Here is a 365-nt window from a genome sequence, read left to right as displayed (position 1 = left end):
GCCGCAGCCGAAATGCATTCGAGCTTCACCGCGCTCCGCAACCTCTGCCCGATGAGCTGCGGCGTGCGCGTCGAGCCGTTCCCGATGTCCGATGCGCTGAAGCAGGATCTCTTCCGTCTGAGCGATCTTTGGAATGACGGCCTCGCCCGCTTCGGCGGCCCGTTCCTGGCCGGCGACCGCTTCACCGCCGCCGATGCCTTCTTTGCGCCGGTGGCGTTCCGGGCGCAGTCCTATGGGCTCGAATTCGAGGGCGCTGCGGCCGCCTATCCGAAGCGGCTGCTCGACCTGCCTGCGATGCGCGAATGGTACGCGGCGGGCCTTGCCGAGACATGGCGCGAGCCCGAGCACGAAGCGGAAGTCCGCGC

1 protein-coding gene is annotated in these 365 nt (G+C 68.5%); it reads left to right on the top strand.

What is annotated here, in order from left to right; translation table 11 throughout:
* A partial coding sequence (locus EN862_RS35135) for a glutathione S-transferase C-terminal domain-containing protein (protein WP_193771636.1) occupies positions 1–365 on the top strand: 365 nt, incomplete at both ends.

Origin of the sequence: Mesorhizobium sp. M2E.F.Ca.ET.219.01.1.1 (genome assembly GCF_004016445.2) — a bacterium.
Lineage (GTDB): Bacteria > Pseudomonadota > Alphaproteobacteria > Rhizobiales > Rhizobiaceae > Mesorhizobium.
This window is presented reverse-complemented; position numbering and strand designations above follow the sequence as displayed.